Here is a 276-nt window from a genome sequence, read left to right on the forward strand (position 1 = left end):
TAATTGAAGTTTAAGAAAATTTTCTAATTGTGATTTACTTATTTGTAATAAACGATCGTCATTAAAATCTGGAAATTTATTTCTAAGCTCTTCTAAAGCATCTTCATCGTTCAAGGGAAGAACGTCATTATTAAATATAGAAAGTTCCCCCGCCTGCATTTCTAATGCAAGTTTGGCTAACCAATTCTTTATATCTTGAAAATCATATTCATCGCTCAATTCAAGATTCAACAAACGAACTTTATCCATGGTAACTAAATAAGTCTCCACTATTCT

At 30.1% G+C, this 276-nt stretch carries 1 protein-coding gene; it reads right to left on the bottom strand.

Translation table 11 applies throughout. From position 1 onward, the window contains the following. Positions 1 to 249, bottom strand: a 249-nt coding sequence (locus tag AACQ14_RS24415; protein ID WP_339366126.1) for a hypothetical protein, incomplete at its 3' end; no start/stop codon positions are given. Positions 250 to 276: the final 27 nt, after the last annotated feature.

Source organism: Vallitalea maricola, assembly GCF_036985595.1.
GTDB lineage: Bacteria > Bacillota > Clostridia > Lachnospirales > Vallitaleaceae > Vallitalea > Vallitalea maricola.